The sequence below is a fragment of the Geodermatophilus sp. YIM 151500 genome (assembly GCF_025716945.1).
Lineage (GTDB): Bacteria > Actinomycetota > Actinomycetes > Mycobacteriales > Geodermatophilaceae > YIM-151500.
In genome coordinates this window covers 21,274-40,175 of sequence record NZ_JAOVZT010000021.1, presented here as the reverse complement: position 1 = coordinate 40,175, position 18,902 = coordinate 21,274, and the positions used below count along the sequence as shown (strand labels likewise).

Annotated in this window: 14 protein-coding genes and 3 pseudogenes; 6 read left to right on the top strand and 11 right to left on the bottom strand. The window is 70.9% G+C overall.

Annotated features, from left to right (window positions below; all coding sequences use genetic code 11):
- Window positions 1-968 (top strand): ISAs1 family transposase (locus OF117_RS21390; RefSeq protein ID WP_263554881.1); only part of this gene is annotated, 968 nt, incomplete at its 5' end.
- A 57-nt stretch (window positions 969-1,025) separates the two neighbouring features.
- On the opposite strand, the pseudogene OF117_RS21385 reads toward OF117_RS21390, so the two are convergent.
- Window positions 1,026-2,255, bottom strand: a pseudogene (locus OF117_RS21385) (IS30 family transposase); the annotation flags it as partial.
- 43 nt (window positions 2,256-2,298) lie between these two features.
- Window positions 2,299-3,284, bottom strand: a pseudogene (locus tag OF117_RS21380) (IS3 family transposase); the annotation flags it as partial.
- Between the two features lie 13 nt (window positions 3,285-3,297).
- Here OF117_RS21380 and OF117_RS21375 point away from each other — a divergent pair.
- Window positions 3,298-3,513, top strand: coding sequence for a hypothetical protein (locus OF117_RS21375; RefSeq protein ID WP_263554880.1), 216 nt, complete (start codon window positions 3,298-3,300; stop codon window positions 3,511-3,513).
- Between the two features lie 987 nt (window positions 3,514-4,500).
- Window positions 4,501-4,881 carry an ATP-binding protein gene (locus OF117_RS21370; RefSeq protein WP_263554879.1) on the top strand — a complete coding sequence of 127 codons (381 nt, stop codon included), beginning with the start codon at window positions 4,501-4,503 and terminating at the stop codon, window positions 4,879-4,881.
- A gap of 200 nt (window positions 4,882-5,081) precedes the next feature.
- On the opposite strand, the gene OF117_RS21365 is transcribed toward OF117_RS21370, so the two are convergent.
- The 3 genes from OF117_RS21365 to OF117_RS21355 form a co-directional block, all read right to left on the bottom strand.
- Window positions 5,082-5,813, bottom strand: a complete 732-nt coding sequence (locus tag OF117_RS21365; protein WP_263554878.1) for a GAF and ANTAR domain-containing protein — start codon at window positions 5,811-5,813, stop codon at window positions 5,082-5,084.
- Between the two features lie 1,092 nt (window positions 5,814-6,905).
- Window positions 6,906-8,006 (bottom strand): ANTAR domain-containing protein, encoded by a 1,101-nt coding sequence (locus OF117_RS21360; RefSeq protein ID WP_263554877.1) that lies wholly within the window; start codon window positions 8,004-8,006, stop codon window positions 6,906-6,908.
- A 685-nt stretch (window positions 8,007-8,691) separates the two neighbouring features.
- Window positions 8,692-8,895 carry a cold-shock protein gene (locus tag OF117_RS21355; RefSeq protein ID WP_263554876.1) on the bottom strand — a complete coding sequence of 68 codons (204 nt, stop codon included), beginning with the start codon at window positions 8,893-8,895 and terminating at the stop codon, window positions 8,692-8,694.
- Window positions 8,896-9,164: 269 nt separating this feature from the next.
- Between OF117_RS21355 and OF117_RS21350 the strand changes: the two genes are divergently transcribed.
- Window positions 9,165-9,416: a hypothetical protein gene (locus OF117_RS21350; protein WP_263554875.1), complete on the top strand. Its 252-nt coding sequence runs from the start codon at window positions 9,165-9,167 to the stop codon at window positions 9,414-9,416.
- Between the two features lie 1,155 nt (window positions 9,417-10,571).
- Here the strand turns inward: OF117_RS21350 and OF117_RS22315 are convergent.
- Together OF117_RS22315 and OF117_RS21345 are read right to left on the bottom strand one after the other, a co-directional pair.
- Window positions 10,572-10,898 (bottom strand): annotated as a pseudogene (locus tag OF117_RS22315) (DUF5994 family protein); the annotation flags it as partial.
- A 116-nt stretch (window positions 10,899-11,014) separates the two neighbouring features.
- The gene (locus tag OF117_RS21345; RefSeq protein WP_263554874.1) at window positions 11,015-11,230 is read right to left on the bottom strand and encodes a lipopolysaccharide assembly protein LapA domain-containing protein; all 216 of its coding nucleotides are present in this window, start codon (window positions 11,228-11,230) and stop codon (window positions 11,015-11,017) included.
- 453 nt (window positions 11,231-11,683) lie between these two features.
- Between OF117_RS21345 and OF117_RS21340 the strand changes: the two genes are divergently transcribed.
- Complete coding sequence (locus OF117_RS21340; RefSeq protein ID WP_263554873.1) at window positions 11,684-11,827, top strand: hypothetical protein; 144 nt, start codon at window positions 11,684-11,686, stop codon at window positions 11,825-11,827.
- A gap of 291 nt (window positions 11,828-12,118) precedes the next feature.
- On the opposite strand, the gene OF117_RS21335 is transcribed toward OF117_RS21340, so the two are convergent.
- From OF117_RS21335 to OF117_RS21320, 4 genes are all read right to left on the bottom strand, one after another.
- Window positions 12,119-12,286, bottom strand: a complete 168-nt coding sequence (locus tag OF117_RS21335) for a hypothetical protein (RefSeq protein ID WP_263554872.1) — start codon at window positions 12,284-12,286, stop codon at window positions 12,119-12,121.
- A gap of 31 nt (window positions 12,287-12,317) precedes the next feature.
- Window positions 12,318-12,452: a hypothetical protein gene (locus OF117_RS21330; protein WP_263554871.1), complete on the bottom strand. Its 135-nt coding sequence runs from the start codon at window positions 12,450-12,452 to the stop codon at window positions 12,318-12,320.
- A 1,095-nt stretch (window positions 12,453-13,547) separates the two neighbouring features.
- Window positions 13,548-13,937 (bottom strand): ATP-binding protein, encoded by a 390-nt coding sequence (locus tag OF117_RS21325; protein WP_263554870.1) that lies wholly within the window; start codon window positions 13,935-13,937, stop codon window positions 13,548-13,550.
- 1,040 nt (window positions 13,938-14,977) lie between these two features.
- Complete coding sequence (locus OF117_RS21320; protein WP_263554869.1) at window positions 14,978-16,696, bottom strand: IS1634 family transposase; 1,719 nt, start codon at window positions 16,694-16,696, stop codon at window positions 14,978-14,980.
- A gap of 645 nt (window positions 16,697-17,341) precedes the next feature.
- Between OF117_RS21320 and OF117_RS21315 the strand changes: the two genes are divergently transcribed.
- Window positions 17,342-18,073: a hypothetical protein gene (locus tag OF117_RS21315; protein ID WP_263554868.1), complete on the top strand. Its 732-nt coding sequence runs from the start codon at window positions 17,342-17,344 to the stop codon at window positions 18,071-18,073.
- The last annotated feature ends 829 nt before the right edge of the window (window positions 18,074-18,902 follow it).

Below are 18,902 nucleotides of genomic sequence, written 5' to 3'. Positions count from 1 at the left end.
CTCGTCAGCGACTGCTCGGGGGCCTTTTCGGATCAGGTCGTACGCGGACAACGTTCGGCCGGGTACTCGCCGCGGTCGACCCGACCGCGCTGCAGCCGGCGCTGACCGGCTGGGTCACCGCCCGCCGGGCGGGCCGCCGCCGCGAGCACGCCGACGAGGCGCGCCCCCGCGGCGAGGACCGGATCGTGCTGGCCGTCGATGGCAAGACGTTGCGCGGCGCCCGCGACGGGGAGGGTGAGCAGACCAAGTTGCTCGCCGTCTTCGACCACCTCGATCAGCTGGCGCTGTCCCAAGTCGAGGTGGCCGGCGGAGACGAGCTGGCCGCCTTCGTCCCGGTCCTCGACACCGTGCCCGAGCTGCACGATGTGGTGGTCACCGCGGACGCGCTGCACTGCCAGCGCGCCCACGCCGACTATCTGCACGCCCGCGGCGGGCACTACCTGTTCACCGTCAAGGGCAACCAGCCCACGCTGCGCCGCGCGCTGGCCCGGCTGCCCTGGGCCCAGGTGTCCGGGCAGCGCGAGCGGACCATCGGCCACGGCCGCACCGAGTCCCGCTCGATCAAGGTCATCGACCTGGACGGCACGCCGGAGGCCCGGCTGTTCCCGCACGGCGCCCGGGCCATCAAGGTCGTGCGCCGGCGCCGCCGCGCCGGCCAGGCGAAGCCGTCGGTGAAGATCGTCTACGCGATCACCTCCCTGGGCCACCGCGACGCCGACCCGCGGCTGCTGGCCGGCTGGATCCGCTCGCACTGGACCATCGAGAACTGCCTGCACTGGGTCCGCGACGTCACCGAGGGTGAGGACCACTCCCGCGTCCGCACCGGCCACGGACCACAAGTCATGGCCGCCCTGCGCAACACCGCCATCAACATCATCCGGCTGCGCGGCGAGACCAACATCGCCGCCGCCCACCGCACCTTCAGCTACCGGCCGGCCGACGTCCTCGACGCCCTCACCGCAGCCTGACGAGTGCCTCGACTGGACTCCCGAGCAGGACATTCACGACTTTGCACGAGCCCTGTTGGGGAAGTACTGGCGCAACAGACCGTTGGTGTTTTCGTTCGTGCCTCGCTGCCAGGGCGCGTGCGGGTCGGCGAAGTAGACGGCGATGCCCGTCTCGATCTTGAAGTGGGCATGCGCGGAGAGTTCCTTGCCGCGGTCCCAGGTCAGCGACCGCAGCAGGTCGGCGGGCATCGTGCCCATCGTCGCGGCGAGGGCGTCCTTCATGGCGATCGCGCCGTAGCCGCCGAGCGCGGGTCCGTTCTTGACCGGCGGGACGAGGCCGTGTCCGGGCAGGCGCGGTAGGTGGACCAGCAGCGTGTAACGGCTGGCGCGCTCCACGACGGTGCCGATCGCCGACCGGTTCAGCCCGATGATGAGGTCGCCCTCCCAGTGCCCGGGAACCGCGCGGTCCTCGGCCTCGGCCGGCCGCTCGGAGAGCACGACGTCGGCGGTGACGTGGCCCTGCGGCTTGTTCCGCGCGCGTTCCCGCGGCTTGCGCAGCGCTCGGCCGGTGCGCAGGCAGGCCACCAGCTCGCGCTTGAGCGCACCGCGTCCTTGGATGTAGAGGGCCTCGTAGATCGCCTCGTGGCTGACGCGCATGTCGGCATCGTCGGGGAAGTCGACCACGAGCCGCCGCGAGATCTGCTCCGGACTCCACGCCGTCGCCCAACGCCGGTCGGCGCGAGGCGGCTTGTTCAGGCCCTTCCACGTCGTCGCCGGCCCGGCTGCCGGGCTGCCGTCGGGGCGCTGCAGCTGGCCGGAGAGCCGCTCCTGGACGTACTGCTGCAGCCGCGGGTTGGTCGCGAGCTTGGCCGGCTTGGGACGCCGGGCGGCGGTCTGGGCCTTCCACTGCGCGACGGTCGCTCGGTACTCGATCTTGCCGCTGCGGGTGGCGGCGTTGCGCCGCAGCTCACGCGAGATCGTGCTGTGGTGGCGCTCAAGCTTGCGGGCGATCGCCCGAACTCCCAGGCCCTGCGTCTTGAGCAGGGCGATCTCCTCCCGCTCGTGGAACGACAGGTACCGGCCGGTGGGCTCGGTCAGGCTCAGCGGCGGCATGCCGCCAGCGTGACGAAACCAGCGGGAACCGACCGGCGTGGACACGCCGATCTCGAGCGCGGCCTCCTCGGTGCGCTTGCCCTGCGCGATCAGCCGCCAGAACGCGCGCTCCACGTGCCGGGCCGGCATCGGCCGGCCCGGTGAGCGCATCGCGGGCCGCAGAGCCCGATCCGCCTGCTGCTGACGTCGCACCATCGAACACCTCCGTGATCTTGAGGTGTTGCGACGACCGGTTGAGTCCGCCCTGACTGCCCGCATCGCTGTGACTGATCAACTCGCCGGGGACGACGGCGCGGTCCTCGCGGGAGCGCTGCCAGATCGCCATCCGCAGCGGGGTCATCACCAGCTCGGTCGTCTTCGTCGTCGCGGCGTGCCAGGCCACGATCTTCTGCGCGTACACGTCGACGATGAACGCGACGTAGGTGAACCCGGCCCAGGTCCGCACGTAGGAGAAGTCCGACACCCACACGCGGCTGGGCGCCGGCGCGGTGAAGTTGCGGTCCAGTAGGTCACCGGCCCGGCTGCCGTCCTTGCCCGGCACCGTCGTGCGCAGCGCCTTGCCGCGGCGCACCCCGGACAGCCCCAGCGCGCGCATCGCCCGGTCCACCGCCCCGGCGCTGGCCTGCGGGACGCTGGTGCGGCGCAGCAGGGCGGTCATCTTCCGCCGCCCGTACAGCCCCTCCGGCGCCAGCCGGCGCACCTCGTCGGGACCGGTGGTCCAGGCGGCATCGCGCACCGCGTTGTGCACCTGGGCGTCGGTGATGGTGCGGACGGCGATCGGCCGCGACGGCGACTTCCACTCCCGATAGGTCCGCGCGGCGACCTGACAGCCCTGCTCGCGCAGCACCCGGCAGATCGACTCGACCGCACGGCCCTGGGCCACTTGATCGGCGATGAACGCCCTGATCAGCGGTTGCGGGGGTCGAGCTCCCCGGCGAAGAAAACCGTGGCCGCCTTGAGGATCTCGTTGTCCTCGCGCAGCCGGCGGTTCTCGGCCTTGAGCCGCCTGATCTCCGCCGACTCCTCCGACGTGATCCCCGGCCGGGCGCCGTCGTCGATCTCGGCCTGGGCCAACCAGCGGCGCACCGACTCCCGGGCCACACCCAACTGGCGGGCCACCGCCACCGCCACCGCCGCGGCCGTGGTCGAGGAGTACTCGCCCCGGTGCTCACGCACCAGCCGCACCGCGCGCTCCCTCAGCGCCGGATCGATCTTCTTCGGCATGACACCATCCTCCGTGACTCACAAGGAGGCGGCACAGAACCGGGGGCGCTTCACCCTGCGGCACAACAGCCGGCTGCACCACATCGGCATCGGCCGCCGCCACGCCGGCACACCGGTCCTCCTGCTGGTCCACGACCTGCACGTCCGGGTGCTCACCACCAGCGGACGCCTGCTCAGGGATCTACAACTCGACCCGACCCGGGACTACCAACCACAGGCCCCAACGTGAACGATGTCGCGGGACACCTGTGAACGGTGTCCCGCGACATCGCATTGGAGCGGGTGACGGGAATCGAACCCGCATGGCCAGCTTGGAAGGCTTGAGACTCCGAGCGCCATCCTGGCTGGTCAGCGGCGAGCGAGCTCGCCGTCGTGCCTTCGGCGTGCCTTAGCGTCACGGCGCCCACAACGCATCACGTTTGTCTGATGGGGCGGCTTCGCTCCAACGTTGCTGGCGCCTCGGTCTGCGCCGTGCCCGCGGACACTGGCCGAGGCGTGTCCCGGCCGTGTTCGTCGTCAGGGCCGGGTCATGCGAAGTCGGTGGGCGGCATGGCAACCGTCCTGCGCAGCATCCGGTGCGGTACCACCGGGACAGCGTCGGTCTGCGCCGCGCAGGGCGGTCGCATGCGCGTGTCGGCCAATCCTCCGAGCCGGCCGCCGAGGATCGCGACGGAGACGCTCTCGACCGAGTCCACGTTGACCCCGCAACGGCGGGGCACGTGGTCCTTGCCGGGCTCGAAGCCGACTTCGCTGACGAGGCCGCGGATGGCGGTGGTGCATGGTGTGACGAGTGCGCGCCGGTGTCGGGGGACACTGCGTCGCGGGGGAGGACGACGACAGGCCGGTGCCCGATCTCGGCCATCTCTCACCACCCGGACCTCAGCGTGCGGGCAGCGTAGGCGCGACCGTCCGGCGGGTTCGCTGTTGTCATGCGAGGGTGTCGGCCCATCGAGGAGGGGCGCCGGCGGTTGAGATGCGGCCTGAGCCGGATGCCGGTGGCGGCGGTAGCCTGGGGTTGCCGCCGTAGCAGACGGATCAGTGTCGAAGAGACGGCCAGGAGCGACTGCCGATCCAGGTGCGTGGACCTTCCGCGTCGTATCAGCCACGGTCTGACGGGCTTGGAGCGGGCATGGGCGAGCGGGCGTGGCCTCAGAAGTCACCACCGGCCGGACGGTCGGTTCGCAGTTCGGCCTGGACGGGAGATCCGGAGACGCCGTTGGACCTCGCGGTGCTCCGTCGACGGCTGCGCGCGGCCGCGGCCGTCGGGTTCTGCCCGCCCGGCGCTGTCGACGACGACACGGATCGGCTGCTGCTCACGTTCGAGGAGTTGAGTTCGAACGCGCTCCGGCACGGTCGTCTCCCGGCCCGGGTGGCTGTCACCCTGACCGCGACTGGTTGGTTGATCGAGGTCAGCGACGCCGAGCCGGACCGACTGCCCACCCCGGCCGTGGGGCGTGACGCCGCCTTGGGCGGTCTGGGGCTGCATCTGGTGGCCCGGCTCAGCGACGGTCACGGCTGGGTGGTCTCGGACGGCCGCAAGTGCGTGTGGGCGCACGTCGTCTGTGCGCCGCCTCTACTCACCGGAAGGCCGGTCTGACACCGTCGACGGTAGAGACGCTCTCGCCCGGGTCCCGGGTGATCACGCACCGGCGGGGCTCCGGGTCCTCGCTTCGGTGGCCGAGACGATCGTGGCCCTGCACGGACCCGGTTCGGACACGGTCGGCAGCAGTGACGGCCGGGGGGAAAGGCCCGATAGCGCCGCCCCCGGCCCACTCAGAGGCGGATCCGCATTCAGCCCTACTGCAGGGGATCGCGCTGGGCTTCGTCGACGATGTCTTGCGCGATCTCGCGGAGCTTGCGGTTGCTCGTGCTGGACAGCTGGATCAGCAGGTCGAAGGCACCGTTGGCGGAACTGCGGTGGTCGCGCATCAGGATGCCTTTGGCCTGGTCGATGACCGCGCGGGACTCCAGGGCGCGCTGCAGGTTGGCGGCGAGGCTGGCAGTGCTGGCGTACAGGTCTGCGTTGGCCACGGCCACCGCCGCGTAGGTGGCAAAGGCGGTGGCCAACTCCTTGGTGGTGTCGTCGAAGGCACCCCCGGCGGTGCTGTAGACGTTCAGCGCGCCGATGGTGCGCCGCTGCACGGGCAGCCCGGTCGACATCGTGTGGGTGATGCCGTGCCGGCGGGCGATCCGGGCGAAGTCCGGATAGGTCGGGCTGTCGTCGGTGTTCTCGATGCTGATCGTGGTGTCGGAGGACGCGGCGTCCACGCATGGGCCGAATCCGGCCTCGTACTGGCGCTCGTCGAGCTGGGCTGCCAGCGATTCGGTGAAGGCCACGCTGGCGACTTCGGTGTCGTGCAGCAGCGTGACTGACACCTCGGCGGCGCCCGGGGTGGTCTGCTTGGCCAGCTCGGCGACCCGGGCAAGGGTCTCGGACAGCTGCTGCGCCCCGAGCATGAACTTGCTCAATTCGGCGAAGGCAGCGCGGGGATCGCGCGGCGACTCGTCGCCCGGCTCAGGCGTGGACACGAGGGACTCCGCTTCGCGGAAGAGCTGCGGGGTCGAACCTCGCGGCAGCCCGGTGGTGGCGTCGGCGACTGCCCACGAGCGGGGAGTCGACGGGAGCGCCGGCGACCGCGGTACGGGGGTCGCCGGGAGCCGGTCGTCGGAACGGCGCCAACTCGCCGTGAGCATGGGACCAACTCGTGCCATGGACCCTACTCGCCCGACCCGGCGTGAGAGGCGGCTCGGTGGCGGCCAACGCGACAGTCATCGACCCGATCCGTGCGGCGCGTCGAACAAGCCAAGCCCTATCGCCAAGCCCGCAAACAGAGCGCATAGTGGATTCCTGGTCGCACGACTGTCGACGCACCGTCGGCGGCCTGCGAGCCCTATCTGGAAGGGGCTTCCGGTTGTCCGCCCCCACGATTGCCGCCTGCCCGCTCACCGTCTTTGCCTGGAGGCTGGGCGCCCTGCCCCTGTCCGAGCTGTGGTGGCGATACGTCGAACTCGGCGGCAACCGCCCGCAGGCAGCCCTCGCCGCCTACCTCGCCGGTGTCACCGAGTGGCCGGCCACCGAGCACAACGCCCTCGCCCACGGCCTCAACGAGTGTCTGTGGGACGCCGGCTGTTCCAGCCTGGCTCCGTACCGAGTACCCGGCGAGGCTCGACCCTGGCCTGCTGCGTAGCTGTGGGGCACCGTGCTCGCGGCCACGGGGCGCGCATGACGCGGGACTGGCAGGGGACCGGCTCGCTCGGCGTCGATGGACGACCGCCCGCTCCGAACCAGGCTGGCGGACGGGTCATCCGTGATCTCCGTGATCCCAGGCCAGGTGTTCGGTCGAACCGCCGACGGACGGACCACCGCGCTCGACAGCGGCGACGGTGCTACCCCCGGGTGCCAGCTGTCGCGCTGGCGGAGGCAGCAACCGTTTCGGATCGATGTGCGGGGGCGCCATCCAACGCGGACGATGTGTCGAGCTCGCCCGCATGCCCGGCGACGATCGGGCGCGGAGCATGGCTCCACCAGGGGGTGATCCGCGGTGGGGCCAGCCGTGATTCTTGTGACGGTGGTCCCTGTCCGGGGTCATCCCCTGGCCGGCACGACGCGGCCGGTCAGCGTCACCTGGGGCCCGGCTCGTCGATTTCGCCGGTCTCCGTGAGTCGTGCGGCCACGTCGCGCAGCTTCTGGTTGAGCCGCTGGGAGGAGCGCCGCAGCTGGTCGAACGCGGCTTCCGGCGTGATCTTGAGCCGTTCCATCATGATGCCCTTGGCTTGCCCGATCTCGTCTCGGGAGGACAGAGCCACCCGCAGGTGTTGTCCCCGTTGTTCGAGGGTGACGCGGTCGTGGACCACCCGGGCGGCCACGGAGGCGTGGGCGGCCAGAATAAGTCCGATTGTGCGCGCGTCGTCGTTGAACGCATCCGCTGTGACGGCGTAGAGATTCATGGATCCGGCGAGGGAACTGTGGGCGGTGGCGTTCGCCCCGGCCAGGCGGTAGGAAACTGCGGACTGCACGCCGAACTCGAGTGGACGGGACGCGAGCTGGGGCCAGCGCCGATCGGGGAACGACGGCGCGTAGACAACCGGTTCGTCGATGGCGGTCAGGCAGGGCCCTTGGTGGGCCTGGTATTGGGCGTCGTCGGTGGCGCTGGCGGCAGGGTCGGTTGACGCCACGGTGCGGAACGCGCCAGCTTCGCCGACCGTGATGCTGGCCATCCGACAGCCCGCCACGGTGGACACGGCGGCTTCGGCGACCTGGAGAAGGACGTCGTCGACGTTGTCGGCCGCGTAGAGATGCTCGGCGATCTCGGCGAAGACCTTCGCGAGCATGGTGCTCGGCTGGGCGGCCTCTCGACGCGTCGCTGCTTCGCCCCGCGCTGCGGCCGCGGCGTCCCGTTCGGCACGGTGATCGTCCCGTTCTCGAGCCGCCTGGCGGCGCGAACGTCGGCCATCGTCATGCTCCCTTACGGGCTCATCAGGCTCGGCTGAGGGGCGGGCCAGAGGCAAACCCTGAGCGGCGGCGTGAACGTCGCCGCGCCGCTCACGTTCGTCCAGCAAGGCCGCCCGCACGTCCGCCAGCCGTTCGCGTTCATCGGCCGCAGCATCCCTGGCGTCCGCGACAGTGTCCCGCTCCGCAGCGATGTCATCACGGCGATCGGCGACGAAATCGCGCTTGTCCGCGGCCCACCTGCGTTCGTCATCCAGTGGATCAGGGGTCATGGCGAGACAGCTCCAGCCCATCCCGGTCGAGCACACACCAGCCCTAGTGTGTTGGAACAATCGCTGTCAAGAATGGAACGCGGCCGGCCCGTAACCTCTCCACGACAACGATGCCTGCCGCAGCGGGATCGCCGGTTGGCCGTGGAACCGGGTCGGCGAGAGCGCGAGACGGCCGGCGCAGTCCTGAATGAACTGCCCGGGTCTGACGGAGACGCCCAGTCGCCCGAGGGACGAGAGCCGCGCTGACAACGCGAACGGTGCAGACGCAACGGTCTGCCGGGACACCTGTGGACGGTGCTCCGAAACACCGCGGTGGAGCAGGTGACGGGAATCGAACCCGCGTAATCAGCTTGGGAAGGTAGGTTCAGTGGAGTCCCTATTGGCTGGTCAGCGCGCTTCTTGCCCGACACCGTGCCTTCAGCGCTGCTCAGTCGGGGGAAGTCAACGCGACGACCAAGGCCGCACCTCGTTCAGCTCCGCTCGGCGGCTCGACGCCAAGGGGAGCAGTTGACAGATGGCGCCGGCGTTGACATCCGTCAGCTGACCGCGAGGACGTCCGCGAGTGTGGCCGATCCCGGCGATCGGTGGCGGGGTGGGTCACCGCGCCCGTGCGGCGCCGGTAAGACGGGCTCGCACGGGAAACGGGGACCGCGGCGCGAACGCAGCCGCGGCCCCTCCCGATCGATCAGAGCGCGCGGACGTTCTCCGCCTGGGGGCCCTTCTGGCCCTGGGTGATGTCGAACTCGACGCGCTGCGCCTCGTCCAGCGACCGGTAGCCGCTGCCGGTGATCGCGGAGAAGTGGCAGAAGACGTCGGGTCCGCCGCCGTCCTGCTCGAGGAAGCCGAAGCCCTTCTCAGCGTTGAACCACTTCACAGTGCCCTGAGCCATGTCGTTCTCATTCCGTGCTGGGGTGTCAGGACCGGCAGACGCCGGCCCCTGGGTCGCCGCACCGACCGGCAGGACCGAGAGGAACGTCAGGCAGAGACGACTGCGGACGTTCGGGAACGAGGCAGAGGCACAACGACGACCGGCTGTCACGGTACGCGAGTTCCCGCGGCAGCGGTGCCGATGGACCGAATCGGCCGGTGGCTCTCCCGGAGGGCGGGTCCGGCGACCGCGCGGGCGGGCGGCGGCTGTCAGCGGAGGAGGCTGTGCGGATGGATGTCACCACCGTGAACGACCGGCACCTGTACGAGGGGCGGGTGGTGGTCGAGGACCCCGCGAACCCCTCCCGTCAGCTCGAGTTGCTGCGGAGGGTCGTCAGGTTCGGGCCGCCGGGCTGGCTCACCGTGACGGCGGCCGCGACCGAGGACGCCGAGATCGAGCTCTACCCGGTCGGCCGGGTGCTGGCTGTGACCGATCTGCGTGAGGTCGGCGTGCCCGGCCACCGCTCCTGGGGCGACGGATGATCACCTGGCGGGCCGGGCGGTGCCGGCGTGCGTCACCAGCGCAGGGGATGGGTCAGGCGGGACTGCGCGGTGCGACAGGCCCGGCAGTTCCCCCACGTGAGTATGGACAGCGGAGTCGTGGCGGCGCCGCACTCGGGGCAGTCGACGGGCTGTTCGGAGTGGGCGCGAGCTTCGGTGAGCGCGCGGGACCGTTCCTCGTGGATGGTCTCGTCGCCCCGGCAGGGGCACTCGAGGCGGCCTTCTGCGCAGCGTCCACTGTGTGCGGCGATGGTGCCCCCTTGTGTCGGCGTCGACGCTACTCGCCGGACGCTGTCCGACGTGGGACGTGGCTCTGCCTGATCGTGACTGCCGCCGCTGCCGGCCGAGGCTTCCGCGGTTCCATGTCGACGGCGGTCTCAGGATCAGCACAACCTCGCGTGCGGACCCCCGTTGTGCGCAGGCGCCGAGGCAGAACGCGGCCGGGTCGACGCGCCGGCAACGCGTGCGGCCCGGCGCCGACCCGAGGCTGTTCCGGGTGCGACCGCCGCGGCGGTCAGGAGGTCTCGTGCCGTCCCCGGCTGGTCTTCGGGAAGGCGGGGAGCGGGTCGTCCCAGGGGTTGCGATAGGGGGCCAGGCTGGCGCAGACCAGTTCCCACAGCGCCTCGTCGAGGGTCTCGGCGAGGGCGCTCGCCGGTGAGGACCAGGTGCTCGGCGATGTCGCGCACCTCGAGGTTCTTGTTCATCGAGACGGTGGCCAAGGCCTGGAATGCCTGGTCGGGGCTGCCGGCGTACCCGGCCCCGGCCGTGGTCTGATGTCCCCGCCGCCGCACACGCTCTGGCGTACGTGCCTGGCACCGTCTCCGTCGGTGGGGTAGACACCTTCGACCACACGCTCAACCGGGGTGCCGTGAACGTGTCGGTCCCCGATGCCGTCGGCCACAGGTGCAGGCCGCCTTGCGCGGCCGGACGGGGCCGCTTCGCCCCGTTACCGGCGACCGTCACCGACGCGCGTGCGCCTTCGGAATCCCAGACCCCTTCGTCGGCCTCCCTCGAGTCGGCGGCCACAAGTGGCTCTGCAACCGGTGACGCGGGGCGGACGGCGTCGGGCGCCGTCTGGAGAGTGTCCAGCAGGGCCGTGGGCGTGCCATGGTTCTCACGGGCGGTCGCGGCGGACATGGCCCTCGCGGCCACCGCCTCAGTGGCGTCTGGCGGCACGACGAGGAGGTCGAGCCGGGAACGACCGCCCTCTCCGGCGGTCAAGTTGAGCAGATGCGGGTCCAGGCTTCGAAACCAGCCGAGCCGGATGACTCGACCATCCGCGGCGAGCCGGCGGGAGGCGGTGTCCCAGCTGTCCGGGTGGTAGGTCACCCGGCTGACCCGAACGCCGCGCTGGCTGAGTGCCGCGATCAGGGCGGGCAGCTCGGTCCGGAGGCTGCGGGAACGCGGCCACCAGGCCCCGTCCAACCGGGTGCGTTCGCCTCGAACCGGCTCCAGCAATGCCATGCGGACGGGGCCGCCGCCAGCGCCCGCCGCATCGCGTCGCGCGACCGCCTCTCGGCCGTCGGGTGTCATGCCAGTCGACGCTCCTCGTGAGGGAAGGCGCCTCTGCCGGATGGTGGTCATGACCTATCCACGTGCTGTTGACGGCCACGGGCGAGCTTGCGCAGCTGCACGATGCGGACCGACCCGAGGCAGAAGACGACCAGGCCACCGAGCAGTGCCGCACCGAGCAGGGCCAGGCCGAGCGGGGCATCGCCGGACAGCCCGAAGAAGCTGATCTCACTGCGCTGCAGGTTCTGGAAGACGAAGATGAGCATGACGAGCAGAGCCAGCATCGCGGGGATCAGGGCGACCCACGCCCGTCCGGCGCGGCGGCCGGGTACGGCAGGCTCCGCCGGAGCCTGGAAGGAAGCCTGGCCTGGGGTCGAAGGGGTGACGGGCCGGGCCGGAGTGGCTGGTCCGCCGTTGACCGGGGTTGTCCTGTCGGGTCCCATCAGGGACCGCCGTTCTCCCTCCGTGAGCGGAGGGGCTAGACGCCGCACTGGCGCCATCTCAGACGGTACGCCCAATATCGCTGCGGGGGAGCGAAAAGCGGTGGCGAAAATTCCTGGTCTGCTCATTCGACCCGACAATCTGGACCATCGCGAAGGGAGAATCCGAGAATCGCCATGAAAAATGGCGTGGCGTTACCGCAGACGTCAGGGAATCGGTGGGGCATCCGGGGTCGCTCAGAGGATCCCCGGCGGTACGGTGGACGAGTTCCCGTTGCCCATTCTTTGGTGGCGCACATGCCCAAGATCCTGCGGTTGGCCGGCACGGACATGGTCTGGGAGCTGGATGAAGCGGTCGACCTGCAGCAGCTCGCGCAGGAGCTCGTGACCGCCCGGGCCAGCAACCAGTTCGTCACCTGTATGGCCCGACTGCCGGGGTAGGCCCAGCTGGCGTGGCTGACGATCAATCCCGCCCAGCTCCCGTGGTGGTGCGTGGGAGAGGAGAGGGGCCCCAGCGGGACCGACGGGGTCCGGTGGTGACCACCGCACATAAAAGTGCTCCTAGGCCGTCACTTTCGGCGACCAATTGGAAGCACGACATGTTGGCCGTACCCGACTCCCGAACCCGGCGCGCCGTCCTCTGTGAGCGGCGATGGTTGCCCCCCTGTCGGCGTGCCGGTCAGGCATGCGCGGAGGTCGGCACGCCGCGCCGGGCGGCGGGACTGCCGGGCTTCAGGCCTCTCCGCCCAGCTCCCCGTCGTCGAGCTCCCGCTGCCGACGCCGGTCTTCCGCGATGTCCGCACGCTTTTCCAGCTCGCTGTCGGTGAAGGGGTCGGGGAGCCGCTGGCTCGCGGCCGGCGGTTCGGTGCCGGGGGCGGGGACTTCCGGCTCGGTGCTCATCACGGGGATCGGTGGTCGGGGCCGACGGGGCTCAGGGCTTCTTGTCGCGTGTCAGCCGCGCCGCCTGGGCCGTGTTGTCGGCCTTGGCCTTGCGCTCGGTGCGCTTCTCCTTGATGGACTTGCCGGACTTCTTCGACATCGTGTGTCGGGGGGACTTGTCGGCCATCAGCGGCGTGCTCCCTCATCGGGAGCCTGAGTGGCTCCGTGCCCGGACGGTACGCCATCCCGTGCCGCGCCCTCGAGTGCCTGCCGCGCCGCGCGGTGCCCCGTTGTACGGCATGCCTGACCCGTGCAGGTGGGCGCCGAGGCCGCGTCGGGGAGCCGCCTCGCGGGCCTGCCGCTAGCCGCGCTGGGCCCGACGCTGTTCGCGGTTGGGGCGGTCCTGCAGCACGAGGCGGCGGGGGAGAGCACGACGGCCAGCGGCCTGAGCCCTATGTCGCCTGGTGACCCGGCCGAGGTGGATGGTGGAATTCGGCGCGTTCGACGCCCAGCCCCTCGCTGGCGGAGGGAGACCGGTCCCTGAATGGACACACCCAGGCATCCCAGCGCACCGACGCTCGTCCCAGCCCCGCTCAGCCAGGGACCCCGCTGCCCCGCCGCCCCCGCGCCGCCGAGCCCGTGCGCCGGCCCCGGCATCTGTGGCTCGGACGCGTCCAGTGCCAGAGGTTCAAGGGTGACGGGCGGACCCGCGCCCTTGGGGGGCAACCGAGCAGCTGGGGCGGTGCGCGGCTTGCGGGCGGGGACGCCGACTGGCTTGAGGCGCCTTGAGGTACGCGGGAACTGAGCTGAGGGTTCGCCCGCCGTGGGACGACCGGGGGACGGGGTTCTGCGCCCGATCAGCTCGGCACCCGCCGGATCGGACGCACGCGAACCGTAAGCCCCCTGTCGGTCGAGGCTCGGATTCCGCGGGCGTGCTCCGATGAGGACGGCCAGACGGCGGCAGAGAACATGGGGATGACCTCATCAGGCGGTCGGGCGGCGCCGGCCGGACAGGGCTGTGTAATTCGACGAGGAGCCGCGCTCCGCTCGCCGGACCGCGAGCACCAGTTCGAGGCGCACGTCCCGACGGCGGATGTACACGGTGAGGCGCGGGTCGTGCGTCGCCCGCAGAGCTGCCGTCGTCGGGGTCACGGACGGCGGCACCGTCGCGCAGGTGAGAGCGCTCTCGGTTCCTGTGGAGGACCGTGGTGGGGTCGTCGACGCGTCGCTGGCGGGAGGTGGGCACTTGTCCGGCCGAGGGAGAAGTGCCGTCTCCCGATGATCACGGGGAGGTGTAGTCAATGCGAGCCCAGACGACCTTGCGGTGGCCGTCGGTGTCCCAGCCGTGTGCGTTGGACATATCGGCGACCATGCGCAGCCCCAGGCGCCCTGGCCCCGGATCGCGGCCGATGGCAGGGCGGGGCGGCTGGTCGGCCGCGGCGTCGCTGACCTCGAGCAGCCAGCCGGTGTCGGTGCTGGACACGGTGACCCCGACCGGCCAGCGGCCGTGCCGCAGCGCGTTGGACGTCAGCTCCTGGTAGGCCAGCAGAAAGCGCTCGACCGCGTCCTCGTCGGCACCGGGCGGGCGGGCGCCGTCGTGCAGAGCCGCGGACAGCCGCCGCCGGTTTGCGGTCAGGTCCGCCAGCCCGGCCGGCCCCCGGCGCCCGATCACCAGAGCGCTCCCTGACTCCGGCCGCGGCCTTTGTCCCCACATCGATGGGCGCACGCGGGCGCCTTCGGACCCCTCGATCGGACGATCTCCGCCGGCTCGGATGTCGTCCTTGTCCAGGCCTCGGGTGCTCATCGGCGGAGACCGCGTTGGGCGGGTGACCGGGCGGCGAACTGCTTGCCGAACGAGTCCATGACCTACCTCGATCCACGGGGGATCGGCATGGACCGCTGAAACGCGCATCGCGACAGCCCACGGGGCGGCGTCACCGGCGTGGCGCGAGCGCAAGCCGGCACGAGAACCAGCGGACAACTGCCTCGGCCGCCGTGGCCGACCGCAACGGTCAACGCCAAACACGCTGAGGTGACAGGACCGACCTTGTAGTGCACAGCCTACTCGCGTCGGCGACGGCCCGCTGCGCCCCGGGTGGTCGGCTGTGCTGTGCTTGCGTCCCGCGTGCGCGCCATGGGGGCGGACGCGGGTCAGGCCCCGCGTGAAGGCTCCGCACGTGGGGCCGCCCCGTGCGAGGGGACTACCGAGGTGTCTCCGAACGTGTCAGATGCGCGGTGACCACTGGGGGCGACGACGGTCTGCGTGAATGGGGGCAGCCTTCGGTGCAGGACACCGGCACGCAGGTCCGCCTGGACGCGCCGGCCCGGCGGCTGGCCGAGGCCGCGCGCAGCCTCCAGGCCGCACCTCGCCCCAGCAGGTGCTGGAAGGCGTCGCCAAGCTGGCATGCGCGATGGTGCCCGGCGCCGACGAGGCGACGATCACCATGGTGCGTAAGGATCGGCACTGCTCCTGAGCGGCGGCCACCAGCAAGTGGGCCAGCGACTTCGACACGCCCGGGTGCTGCGCCCGGTGCACGTGATCCTCGGCGGGATCGCCTTGGCGTTCCTCGTCGGCTACACGGTCCTGGGCGACGTCGGGCCCGGGTTCCGCAGCTGATGTAGCCGACTGGTCGGCGATTGGGCGGGGTGAGCTGCGGAAACAGGTCTTGGCCTGGTGACCGGGCGTGTCACTAGGCGCGGTGAAGTCCCAGGTCAGGCGGCCGCGGGTGCGGCGGTGAGGATGCGGGGCGGGGCGGGCAGGCCCAGCGCGCCGAGGATGGCCTGCTGTTCGGTGGTGAGTTCGGTGCGCTGGCGGAAGGTGCCGGCCGGGCCGGTGAAGGTGCCCACGTGCAGGCGCTGCAGCTCGGCCCGCACTCCGGTCCAGGTGCGGCCGGTGGTGGTCTCGATGATTCGGATGAGCAGCAGGGCCAGCCAGCAGAGCAGGACGTGGGCGCGGATGCGGTCCTCGCGGCGGTGGTAGACCGGGCGCAGGTCGATGAGCTGCTTCATGTCTCGCCAGCCGCGCTCGACGGTGAGCAACTGCTTGTAGCCCAGGGCGATGTCCTCGGCGGTGAGCTTGGGGTCGGAGCTGCGGAGCAGGAACTTGCCGTCCAGCTTCGTCTCGGCGGCGATCGCGGCCTTGTCCATCCGCAGCAGTCCACCGGGCGTGGTCTTGAGGTAGCGGTGCAGGCCGGGCTTGGTGGAGAGCTGCCCGCGCAGCTCGGCCCGCTTGGTCGCGGTGAGCTTGTCGCTGCCGCCGATGGCGTCTTCGAGGGCGGCGACCAGTCGTTCGCGGACCTGGCGGTCGCGCTCGGCGGCCTCGGGGTTGAAGCAGACCACGAATCGGTCCCCGGTGCCGATGTCCTCGGGTAGCCGGACCTCTTTGACCTGCAGGTTGTCGGCCACGGCCCGGTAGCGGCCGGGGCGGGTCAGCGCCGCGGCCGCCTCCGCCGACCCCGAGCGCAGCCGCTCGCCGAGGAGGTAGTGCCCGCCGGCCCGCTGCAGATAGCGGCGGTTCTCGGCGGAGGCGAAGCCGCGGTCGGCGACCCACACGATCCGGGCCAGCGTCCAGTCCCGCAGGTCGTCTTTGACCTGGCGGATCAGCGCGGAGTCGGCGGTGTTGCCCGGCCAGCACCACACCCGCACCGGGATGCCGGTGCGGGTGACGGCCATGCCGATGACGACCTGGGGCAGGTCGTCGCGGTGGTCCTTGGACTTGCCGTACCTGCGAAACCCTGCCGCCGGTGCCTGTCCGTCGGTGGCGGCCTCGGGATCGAGGGCTCGGCCGCGCTCGTCGCGGGCCACCGGGGCGTTGGGTTCGTCGGTTTCGAAGTAGGTGGAGGTGGTGTCGAAGAACAGCAGGTCGACCTCGAGGTTGAGCAGGTCGGCGACGGCGTCGTAGACCCGCTTGGCCAGCGCGTCCTCCACGCCGAGCAGGGCGTCCATCGCCCGGTAGCAGGCGTCCTCGCCCGCCCCGTCCAGGCCGTCGATGGCGACGTCGGCGGCGATCCAGCCGGTCGCGGCCAGCTTGGAGGATGGCGCCAGCGCCCGGTTGGCCACCAGCGCGAAGATCACCCGCTCGGCCAACTGCTCGTCGATGCGCCGGCGGGCCAGCAGGGAGCGGATCGCGTCATCGATGCCCAGCCGCCGCCACAGCCCGTCCAGGGCGAACGCCCCGCCCAGCGGGCGGGACTCGGTGAACGCCAGGCCCGCCGGGGCGCCGGCGGCCAGCGCCTGCTCCGGGGACAGCAGCTTCGACAGCGCGGCGACCAGCCGCTGCACGGCGGCCCGGTCCAGCTGATCCTCCCGGCCGAAGGAGTACAGCACCTTCGTCCGGGACACCCCCGCGGCCGGGTCCCACTCGTTGTGCGCCAGCTGCAGATACCGCACCGGCCCGCGGGCCGTGTGTCGCGTGGACGACTTCACGTACACGCACTAGACCTTAGCGGCTCACATGCCAGTTTAACAGGCCCGATATCAGCAACCGTGTCACTAGGCGTTTCCGGCTTTTGCGCCAGGCCGCATAGCCCTGACCAGGGCCTTCACTCGCCAATGCGTCCCAGAACCTGCATCAGCTGCGGAACGCGGGTCGGGGTGTTCGAACGGCTCGGGGAGGGCGGCGTGGAGCGCTGGATCGTTTATCCGGTGATCCTCTGGATCGTGATCTTCAGTGCCGGGTTGGCAGCGTCGCGACCCGCCGCCCTCAGCGGGGTGAGCGGAGGGTCTCCCGCGCACAGACGGCGCAACGCGACCAAGCGGGGTCGCGGGACACCTGTCGGTGTTCCGCGACCGCCGTCGAGCGGGTGACGGGAATCGAACCCGCACAGTCAGCTTGGAAGGCGAGGGCTCTTGACGCACTTCTCTGCTGGTCAAACGGCTGCGGGCCCCGGACCGTGCCTTCCGCGTGCCTCAGTGTCCGGCGGGCGCTCGGTGTGGGCAGGCGGGAGGTGCCTGGCCGCAGACACCTCGAACCTGGACTTAAGGGAACACGGGGTCGGAGCACCGCCCCGCCGGTTGGTGCGGCTCGACGGCGCTGACCTCCGATCAATCGTCAGCGCTCGCACTTACAGTCGCAGAATGACCTTCGAGGACCTGGACCCCGACCTGCTGTGGGAGCCGATGTGGGTTGGGCGACCCGCTGGTACGCATTTCTCAGCCGGTGGCACCAGCCCGCTCGCGCGTTCTGACGACACGAACAGGCTGGAGACACAGGCGGTCTTCGGGGGTCCCGTGGACGAGGACGAGGATGACTCCGGCCTTCTCAAGGTGGCCGTCGGCCTCGGCGTCGGCGTCCTGCTGACCATCGGTGGTCTCAAGGGGGTGCCGAGCCTCACGAGCTGGTGGAAGAACCGCGGGGCAACGGCGGCCGAGCCCGCGCGAGCGGTAGCAAGTGGCGACGAAGCCGTCACGTCCGAAGCGCCCTCGATGTCGGTCGCGGCGTTCGCGAGCGAGGTCGAGGTCGCCCTCGAAGGGCATCGGACGAAGATGAGCAGCGCGGAGGCGCAGTGCCGCATTGTGGAGATCATGCTGGCGGCGGCCGTCATCGCCGAGAACGTCAGAGCACTCTCGGGCGCTCAGCTCGACGATGATGCTCACTCGAAGCTGCGGAACGCCCTTGCCGAACTGGCGGCTCCGGACGTCGTGGACTACGTGAACCGAGCGCTCGCGGCAGACTCCTCCCTGCTCGATGACCGGACGTCGGGTCGTGTCGTGGAGCTTTTCGGGGGAGGGCGAACCGTCGACGGGCAGTACGTGCCGTTGTGCAACGACAGGGTCGCCGAGGTACTCAGGTTGCCATGGGCTGCCTGACACCCAGCCAAAGCTCCGGCCCCGTGCGTGGGCAAGGACGGCCGCACCGGCGGCCCTCCGTACGACGTTCGCGACCGGCCTGAGCTTCCCCTTTCGGCTCTCGGAACTCCAAGAGCTCGCTGCGGAGCTGGAGTCCGCGCGGGCACTGCATGGACGCAGGTGTGGCCGGGCTTCGTCTGCCTCTATTGAGGCGGGTCCCGCCTCAGCCCGCCGGTCGTGCTTTCCGGGTGCCCCAAGGGTCCAGCGGCCGGTCGGTGGTGTGCGGGCGCCGGCGGTCAGGATTCCCGAGTTCGAGCGTGCGGACCCTGTCTGCCGGACCCCTACAGGTAGCGCACCTTGCGTGGATCCATCGTCGTGGTCATGATCAGCCAGCGATCGAAGTCGACGACATCCTCAAAGCCATCGTCGTTGGTTCGGATTGTCTGCACGTCGACGTACCAGTCCCACTCGGCCGCGCTGTGGATGCAAATCGGATCGTCCTCGTGATCCCAAGCGTCGGGCCGTATGCCGAGTTCGACCCACGCCTCGATGAGCCACGGTGCGACACCGTGGCGGGTGGCGACCGCGCTGCGACGGGGAGGTCAGCGAGCGGCACGGGAAGGTCACACCAACGCGCCGCCTGCTCGAACGGCAGCCCGGTCAGGCTCCACGTCAGGACCCACACCAACGCCTCGGGGATCGTTTCAGTCGGCCGACGTGCCGCCTCGGCGGCGAGCAACTGCTGGCAGCCTTGCGCGATCTCGCCGCTCATGCCCGCGGCTGACCACCGCACCATCGAAGTCGAGGCCTGAGAGTCGGAGGTCATGCCGCGATCCCCGTCGGGAGGATC

Coding starts and splice junctions, on each gene's coding strand:
- OF117_RS21360 (WP_263554877.1), bottom strand. CDS start 8,006: ATGACCCCTGATCCACTGGATGACGAACGCAGGTGGGCCGCGGACAAG.
- OF117_RS21355 (WP_263554876.1), bottom strand. CDS start 8,895: ATGGCTCAGGGCACTGTGAAGTGGTTCAACGCTGAGAAGGGCTTCGGC.
- OF117_RS21350 (WP_263554875.1), top strand. CDS start 9,165: ATGGATGTCACCACCGTGAACGACCGGCACCTGTACGAGGGGCGGGTG.
- OF117_RS21345 (WP_263554874.1), bottom strand. CDS start 11,230: ATGCTGGCTCTGCTCGTCATGCTCATCTTCGTCTTCCAGAACCTGCAG.
- OF117_RS21340 (WP_263554873.1), top strand. CDS start 11,684: ATGCCCAAGATCCTGCGGTTGGCCGGCACGGACATGGTCTGGGAGCTG.
- OF117_RS21335 (WP_263554872.1), bottom strand. CDS start 12,286: ATGAGCACCGAGCCGGAAGTCCCCGCCCCCGGCACCGAACCGCCGGCC.
- OF117_RS21330 (WP_263554871.1), bottom strand. CDS start 12,452: ATGGCCGACAAGTCCCCCCGACACACGATGTCGAAGAAGTCCGGCAAG.
- OF117_RS21315 (WP_263554868.1), top strand. CDS start 17,342: ATGACCTTCGAGGACCTGGACCCCGACCTGCTGTGGGAGCCGATGTGG.